General features: G+C 71.0%; 8 protein-coding genes. 3 read left to right on the top strand and 5 right to left on the bottom strand.

The window, feature by feature from the left end; all coding sequences use genetic code 11:
• Positions 1-180: 180 nt before the first annotated feature.
• Positions 181-897, top strand: a complete 717-nt coding sequence (locus AC3WLN_RS10370; protein WP_463772741.1) for a DUF4142 domain-containing protein — start codon at positions 181-183, stop codon at positions 895-897.
• Positions 898-980: 83 nt separating this feature from the next.
• On the opposite strand, the gene gph is transcribed toward AC3WLN_RS10370, so the two are convergent.
• The gene (gene gph / locus AC3WLN_RS10365; protein ID WP_492480967.1) at positions 981-1,661 is read right to left on the bottom strand and encodes a phosphoglycolate phosphatase; all 681 of its coding nucleotides are present in this window, start codon (positions 1,659-1,661) and stop codon (positions 981-983) included.
• A gap of 305 nt (positions 1,662-1,966) precedes the next feature.
• On the opposite strand from gph, the gene AC3WLN_RS10360 reads away from it, so the two are divergent.
• Together AC3WLN_RS10360 and AC3WLN_RS10355 are read left to right on the top strand one after the other, a co-directional pair.
• Positions 1,967-2,485, top strand: a complete 519-nt coding sequence (locus tag AC3WLN_RS10360; protein WP_492480965.1) for a GcrA family cell cycle regulator — start codon at positions 1,967-1,969, stop codon at positions 2,483-2,485.
• An 87-nt stretch (positions 2,486-2,572) separates the two neighbouring features.
• On the top strand, positions 2,573-2,815 hold the full coding sequence (locus AC3WLN_RS10355) for a hypothetical protein (RefSeq protein ID WP_463772728.1): 243 nt from the start codon (positions 2,573-2,575) through the stop codon (positions 2,813-2,815).
• 18 nt (positions 2,816-2,833) lie between these two features.
• On the opposite strand, the gene AC3WLN_RS10350 is transcribed toward AC3WLN_RS10355, so the two are convergent.
• The 4 genes from AC3WLN_RS10350 to lpxC all read right to left on the bottom strand — a co-directional run bounded on the left by AC3WLN_RS10350 (position 2,834) and on the right by lpxC (position 7,026).
• Positions 2,834-3,043 carry a hypothetical protein gene (locus AC3WLN_RS10350; protein ID WP_492480963.1) on the bottom strand — a complete coding sequence of 70 codons (210 nt, stop codon included), beginning with the start codon at positions 3,041-3,043 and terminating at the stop codon, positions 2,834-2,836.
• Between the two features lie 136 nt (positions 3,044-3,179).
• Positions 3,180-4,847, bottom strand: a complete 1,668-nt coding sequence (gene recN, locus AC3WLN_RS10345) for a DNA repair protein RecN (protein ID WP_492480961.1) — start codon at positions 4,845-4,847, stop codon at positions 3,180-3,182.
• 131 nt (positions 4,848-4,978) lie between these two features.
• Positions 4,979-5,857: an outer membrane protein assembly factor BamD gene (locus AC3WLN_RS10340; protein ID WP_492480959.1), complete on the bottom strand. Its 879-nt coding sequence runs from the start codon at positions 5,855-5,857 to the stop codon at positions 4,979-4,981.
• A gap of 221 nt (positions 5,858-6,078) precedes the next feature.
• A complete protein-coding gene (lpxC, locus tag AC3WLN_RS10335) occupies positions 6,079-7,026 on the bottom strand; it encodes a UDP-3-O-acyl-N-acetylglucosamine deacetylase (RefSeq protein ID WP_492480957.1) in 948 nt (315 codons plus the stop codon).
• Between the last annotated feature and the right edge of the window lie 38 nt (positions 7,027-7,064).

Here is a 7,064-nt window from a genome sequence, read left to right as displayed (position 1 = left end):
CCCCGGACCCGCCCCCCTGGAACGGGCCCGCGTAGGAGCCGGCGGCGCGGAACGACACCTCCCGAAACGCAGGGCTCCAATGCGACGCAGGGTGGAACGCCCGGTCCGGCCACGTGTTGCCGCACCGCAAACGATTCCCAAGAACGGCGCCGTTCGGGCGCCCCGGAAAGAGAACCCGCCATGAACAAGTCCCTTCTCGCCGCCCTCGGCCTGTCGGTCGCCGCCCTCGCCACCCCGGCGCTCGCCCAGGAGCCCCTGTCCTTCCGCGTGGCGCCGCAATTCGACGGCAACCAGCCGGCCGTGACCGACACCTCCGACTTCCGCGCCGCCGCCCTGCGCTCGGACGCGGTGAGCATCGAGTCGAGCCGCATCGCTCTGGAGCGCTCGCGCAATCCGCGCGTCCGCCAGTACGCCCACAACGTTCTCGTCGAGCGCAAGGCCACCACCCAGGCGCTGCTGCCCGAGGGCACCTCGCTGACCGCCGGCGGCACCGTCGTCTCCGACACCCAGCCCTTCGAGACCCGCCTCGACAACCCGGTCGGCGTGGTGCTCGCCCCGGTGACGATCTCGGCCACGATCGCCCAGCGCGTGGTCGGCGGCGTCCTCGGCGGCGTCGGCCTCGTGGACAACAGCCCCTCCGAGCCGGGCCGTCGCGTCGCCATCGGCGCCGAGGGCCAGGGCCGCATCGACCGCCTGAAGTCCGCCCGCCCGGGCCGCGACTTCGACCGCGCCTATGTCGACCAGCAGGCCAATTCGGATGCCCGCACCCTCGGCCTCTACGCCTCCTATGCCCGCAACGGCGACAGTGCGCAGGGCCGTGAGTTCGCCAACCAGGCGTTGCCCTACATCGCCGGCGAGCACGCCCACTCGGCCAACCTCGCCGACCGCATCAACTGAGCGGCGCACGCCGAACCGAACGAAAGAAGGGTCGCCCCCGAGGGGCGGCCCTTCTTTTTTGTCCGGCGATCCGCCACGTCCCTTCAGGCGGTCGCCACCAGGGCCTCCACGGCGGCGCCGAGCTCGTCGAAATGGGCGATGACCCGATCCGGACCGAGTTCGGTCACCGGCAGGTCGGTGTAGCCGAAGGGCACGGCCACCACGGGGATGCCGGCGGCCTTGGCGGCGTCGATGTCGGCCCGGGAATCCCCCACCATCACGGCCCGGGCCGGATCGCCGCCGGCCCGCTCCACCGTCAGGGTGATGTGGCGCGGATCCGGCTTGAAGTAGGGGAAGGTCTCGCGGCCGCAGATCGTCGCGAAGCGGTCGGCGATGCCGAGCAGCCCGAGCAGGCGTACGGCCTGGCCCTCGTACTTGTTGGTGCAGACGGCGAGGAGGAAGCCGCGGGCCCGAAGGGCGTCCAGTGCCTCGACCACGCCGGGGAACAGGTGCGACTGCTCGCAGAGATGGTCGCCGTAATGGGCGATGAAGTCCGAGAACAGCGCTTCCAACCGCTCGGTCGAGAGCGGCTCGCCGGCCGTGGTAAAGCCGCGCTGGATCAGGGCCTTGGCCCCCGCCCCGATCATGTCCCGGGCCTTTTCGAGGGGCAGCGCCTGGAGTCCCTCCCGGCGCAGGATCACGTTGAGGGTGCCGATGAGGTCGCCGGCGGTCTCGGCGAGGGTCCCGTCGAGATCGAAGACGGCGATGGGCGGCAGGGCGATCATGGACGCTCTCGGGAATGGGGTAGCACGGGCCGGATGGAGCCGCCGCTCTAGCTCATCCGGGCCGGACGGGCGAGGCCGGCCGGCGCAGGACCGCCCGGCCTTTGCCGGTGGACAGGTGAACGGGGTGCCGGGCGGTCGTCCCGGCCGCACTTGCCTCGGCGTCTCGGCCTCCTGTACGGTTCGCAGATCGACGGCCGGGGGGCCGCTGCCCATCATCGATGACGCTCCGATGCCCGCGCCGCAGGCCCGGTGCAGGGGCATCTCGTGAGCGGAACGGGCGGATGCGGGCGATTTCGGAGGGGGCGATGACGGAAACGGTCCCGGGTTGGTCGGATGAGCGGGTCGATCTCCTGCGCCGGCTATGGGAAGACGGCCTGAGCGCCAGCCAGATCGCAACGCAGCTCGGCGGGGTGACCCGCAACGCGGTCATCGGCAAGGTGCACAGGCTCGGCCTGTCGGGACGCGTGAAGTCGGCCGAGACGCCCGGCGTCTCGCCCCGCAAGGTGGTGCGCGAGGTGGAACTCGAGGTCGTGGCGCCGGCCGTGGCGGCCGAGATCGACGGGACGCCCGCCACCTTCGAGGCTCCTCCGGCCCCGCCGGCCGTGGTGGCTCCGGTCGCCCTGACGATCTCGCGCCGCGTCACGATCATGGACCTGCGGGAATCGATGTGCCGCTGGCCCATCGGCGATCCGACCTCGCCCGACTTCCACTATTGCGGCGACCGCTCGATCACCGGCCTGCCCTACTGCACCACCCATGCGCAGATCGCCTACCAGCCGGCGGCCGAGCGCAAGCGCGACCGGCGCGTCGGGGGCTTCCGCTGATCCTGCGCGCGGGCGCGGCACGGTTTCGAGATTTCGTGCGTTGATCACCGTCGCCGGTTCCGGACCGGCGAAAGAAGGTGACGAGCCGTGACGGAGCCAACGAGCACAATCGACGCCGACGAGGCCGCCTTCCTCGACCTGCACGCGCAGCGCGAGGATCTGGAGCGGCAATTGTCGCTGGTGCAGCTGCGCCGGCAGTTCGGCCCCGGTCAGGAAGCGGTCGACCAGGCCGCCGCCGACGAGCAGGCCCTGCTCCTCAGGCTGGACCGGGTCCTGACCCAGATCCGCGCCGCCGAGTACAAGCGTCAGCCGAACGCGCGGCGCTGGTAGCGGGCGCCGGTCGGAGCCTCAGTCGAGGCGCCGCCGGTCCCGCTCCTTGTGCCGCAGGCGCAGCAGAAGGTCGATCTGGCCATCGGGGATCGGCAGGGTGTCGCAGGTCTCTTCGTAGATCGAGCGCAGGGCTGTCCCGAGACGATACCGCGTGTCGTCGGGCAGGTTGGGCTGACAGGCATGCGCCGTGTCCTCCCGCATCTCGCCGTCGCAAACTCTCTGGTCCAACGTCTCAGTCCCTCGTTCGAGCGATCCAACGCCGGCGCCGAATCGGAGCGCACCCGCCGTTCATCCAGTGTCGGCGAACATGGTTAAGAGACCGTTAACGACAGGCTCTTTCAGCGGCAGGGGGCTCGCCCGGCGGTCAGGCATCGGCGGACTGGAGCAGGCGGGCGGCCGCGGCGCGCGCCTCGTCGGTCACGGTGGCGCCGGCGAGCATGCGGGCGATCTCCTCGCGCCGGGCCGGCGCTTCGAGGGAGGCGACCCGGGTCGCGACCCGGTCGCTGCCCTTGACGGGGTCCTTGGCGATCAGGAAATGCGTCTCCGCCCGCGCAGCGACCTGCGGCGCGTGGGTCACGGCCACCACCTGCACCCGGGTGGCGAGGCGCCCGAGCCGGGCGCCGATCGCATCCGCCACCGCGCCGCCGACGCCGGTGTCGATCTCGTCGAAGATCAGGGTGGGGGCGGAGCCCTTGTCGGCGAGCACCACCTTCAGGGCGAGCATGAAGCGGGAGAGCTCGCCGCCGGACGCGACCTTCATCATCGGCCCCGGGCGCGTGCCCGGGTTGGTCTGAGCCCAGAACTCGACCCGGTCGTAGCCGGCCGCGTCGCGGGATTCCGGATCGGTGGCGATCTCGGTGATGAAGCGGGCCCGTTCCAGCTTGAGCGGCGGCAATTCGGCCTTCACCGCCGCGTCGAGGGCCTTGGCCGCCCGCTTGCGCCCCTCCGTGAGCTTGGCGGCCGCTTTCGCGTAGGCGGCCTCGGCGGCGGCCAGCGTGGCCTCCAGCCCGCCCAGGGCCTCCTCGCCGGCATCGATGGCGGCGACGTCCGCGGCGTAGCGCTCGCGCAGGGCCGCGAGGTCGTCGACCGGCACCTGGTACTTGCGCGAGGCGGCCCGCAGCGCGAACAGCCGCTCCTCCACCCGCTCCAGCTCCCGCGGATCGAACTCGGCCTCGCGCAGGGCCACGTCGAGGATGGAGTGGGCCTCGTCGAGGGCCGTCAGGGCCGTGTCGAGGGCGGCGACGCAGGGCTCGACCAGGGCCGGCAGCTGCGCCGCCCGCCGCTCGAGCTTGCGCAGGGCCGAGGAGAGGTGGGAGACGATCGGCCCGCCCGAGGCTTCGATCGCCTCGTTCAGCTCGCGGGCGACCTTCTCGCTCTGCTGCATCACCGTGCGGCGCTCGGCGAGGGTGGTCTCCTCGCCCGGCTCCGGCGCGAGGGTCTCCAGTTCGGCCACGGCGTGGCGCAGGAAATCGGACTCCTTGGCGGCGGCTTCGACCCGGGCCCTGTGCTCGGACAGGGCGGACCGGGCCCCCTTCACGCGCCGGGCGGCCTCCGTGACCTGGGCCAGGGGGCCCTGTAGGCCGCCGAAGGCATCGAGGATGGCGCGGTGGGTGGTGGGATCGGCGAGCGCCCGGTCGTCGTGCTGGCCGTGGATCTCCACGAGGGCCGCGCCGATGGCCCGCAGCACCTGGACGCCGACGGCCTGGTCGTTGACGAAGGCGCGGGTGCGTCCGTCCGCCATCTGCACCCGGCGCAGGATGAGGTCGCCCTCGGTGTCGATCTCGGCCTGCGCGGCGAGCGCCCGGGCCGGGTGGTCGAGGGGTACGTCGAACACGGCGGTGACGGCGCCCTGCCCTTCCCCATGCCGCACGAGGCGGCCGTCGCCGCGCCCGCCCAGCGCCAGGGCGAAGGCGTCGAGCAGGATCGACTTGCCCGCGCCCGTCTCGCCGGTCAGGACGCTGAGTCCATCGCGAAAATTCAGGACGAGCTTGTCGATGAGAACGATGTCGCGGATCGCGAGCTGGCTCAGCATGCCGCGTCTGGGGTCCCGTTGTGAACGCTGGCGCCGTGTTTACGGCGAAGTGCCGCCGGCTTCACGCAAAAAGATGCCGCCCCCCTCGGGGAGCGGCAAAGCGGCACTCGACGGGCGTGGAACGTGGAGACCTACTGGGCCTCGGCGGTGCGCCCGATCACGCCGCGATAGACCTTGCTGAGCCAGGAGGTCTTCTCCTCGCGCGGCTCTAGGCCCCCGTTCTGCAGGAGCGCATGGGCGTCCTTGTACCAGGGGCTGTCGGGGAAGTTGTGGCCGAGCACCGCGGCGGCGGTCTGCGCCTCCTGGGTCAGGCCCAGCGCCATGTAGGCCTCGGTCAGGCGCTCGAGGGCCTCTTCGGCGTGCCGGGTCGTCTGGTACTTGCTCACCACGTCGCGGAACCGGTTGATCGCAGCCGGGAAGTTGCGGCGCTCCAGGTAGAAGCGTCCGACCTCCATCTCCTTGCCGGCGAGCTGGTCGCGGGTGATCTGGATCTTGGCCTTGGCGTCGGCCGCGTATTCGGAGGTCGGATACTTCTGGACGAGCTCCTGCAGGCCGGCGAGCGCCTTCTCGGACCGGTCCTGGTCGCGGGTGACGTCGGGGATCTGCTTATAGTGCGACATCGCCATCAGGTACTGGGCGTAGGCCGCATCCTTGCTCGCCGGGTGGCGCTGGAGGTAGCGCTTCGAGGCGTTGATGGCGTCGTCGTACTTCGCGCCCTCGTAATTGGCGTAGGCCGTCATCAGCAGCGCTTTGCGCGACCAGTCGGAGTAGCTGTAGGCCTTGTCGAGCTCGCCGAACTTCTTCGACGCGCCCTCGTAGTCCTTGTCCTCCATCCGCGCCAGGCCCTCGCTGTAGAGCTTGTCGGCCGGAACGTCCGGGATGACCTCGGGCTTGTACTTCTCGGCGAAGGGATTGATCGAGTCGAGGGCGTCGCAGCCGCCGAGGCCGAAGCCGACGAGGGTCACCAGCACGGCCGCCATCGCACCGCTTTTGGGTTGGTTCAGGCGCATTCCGGTCTTCCCCCAACAGACGGGCCTGTCCTCAGGCGCGCGTCGTCAAGCCATCACAAAGGTCGGTCGCGTGGCTGACGGCCTCATGCCACGATCCGGGTGCGCTGCACACCGGACGGACGTCCCGTTTCACGCTCGATTCACCGTGGAGCGCGATTTGGGCGCGAAAGCGGCGGGCGGGCCACGCCCTTCACAGAAACGAAGGCTGTGTGTCGGTGGCGCTACAGATCGCCGACGAAGGCGGCGATGCCGAGGCTGGCGCCGAACTCGGTCAGGCTGGCCTCGCGGCGGGCACCGGGCCCCTCGACGATGGCGTAGTTGGCGCGATCGGAGAACAGGGCGGTGAGGACGCCGACATTCATGCGGTGGCCGCCGCAATAGGAGCGGTAGCCGCCCTGGAGCGGGAGCCCGGCGAGGGCGAGGTCGCCCACGGCGTCGAGGAACTTGTGCCGGACGAACTCGTCCGCGTAGCGCAGGCCCTCGGGGTTCACGACGGCGGTCTCGCCGACCGCGACGGTGTTCTCCAGGGAGGCGCCGAGGGCGAAGCCAGCCTTCCAGTAGCGCTCCACGTCGCGCATCATGCCGAAGGTGCGGGCGCCGGCGATCTCGCGGCGGTAGGCGGAGGGGGTGAGGTCCATCGCCTTGCGGCTGCGGCCGATCACCGGATTCTCGAAATCGATCTCCACGTCGAGGCGGAAGCCCCGGTCGATGGGGCGGAGCTCGGCGAAGGCCCGGCCGACCTCGATGCGGACGGAGCGGAGGACCTTGATCCAGCGCTTGGCGGCGCCGCAGGTCGCGGTGCCGACGCCGTCGATGGCCTGTACGTAGGGGAGCGCGCTGCCGTCGAGGATGGGCATCTCGGGGCCGTCGATCTCGACGAGGACGTTGTCGATCCCGAGGCCGTAGAGCGCCGACATCAGGTGCTCGATGGTGGCGACGGCGCCGCTCTCGACGTCACCGATGACGGTGCAGAGTTCGGTGGCGGAGACGCAGGCGTGGTGGGCCTTGATGAGCCGGTCGTTGCCGGTGGGCATTCCGGTGCGGAGGAAGGCGATGCCGTGGTTGGCGGGGGCCGGATGCAGCGTGATCTCGACCGGATTCCCGGAGTGGACGCCGATGCCGCTCAGGGTCGCGGGGGCTTTGAGGGTCGTCTGTTGGTTCGTTCGCATTCCATAGCCCTCGGCCGTGATCGGGCGCGCGCATCCCG

This window comes from Methylobacterium sp. FW306-05-D, assembly GCF_058782155.1.
The sequence above is the reverse complement of the archived record's forward strand: the minus strand, read 5'-3'. Positions and strand labels throughout refer to the sequence as shown.

Excerpts from the sequence above, each read along its gene's own strand:
- AC3WLN_RS10360 (WP_492480965.1), top strand. The coding sequence starts at position 1,967 with ATGACGGAAACGGTCCCGGGTTGGTCGGATGAGCGGGTCGATCTCCTG.
- lpxC (WP_492480957.1), bottom strand. The coding sequence starts at position 7,026 with ATGCGAACGAACCAACAGACGACCCTCAAAGCCCCCGCGACCCTGAGC.
- recN (WP_492480961.1), bottom strand. The coding sequence starts at position 4,847 with ATGCTGAGCCAGCTCGCGATCCGCGACATCGTTCTCATCGACAAGCTC.
- gph (WP_492480967.1), bottom strand. The coding sequence starts at position 1,661 with ATGATCGCCCTGCCGCCCATCGCCGTCTTCGATCTCGACGGGACCCTC.
- AC3WLN_RS10340 (WP_492480959.1), bottom strand. The coding sequence starts at position 5,857 with ATGCGCCTGAACCAACCCAAAAGCGGTGCGATGGCGGCCGTGCTGGTG.
- AC3WLN_RS10370 (WP_463772741.1), top strand. The coding sequence starts at position 181 with ATGAACAAGTCCCTTCTCGCCGCCCTCGGCCTGTCGGTCGCCGCCCTC.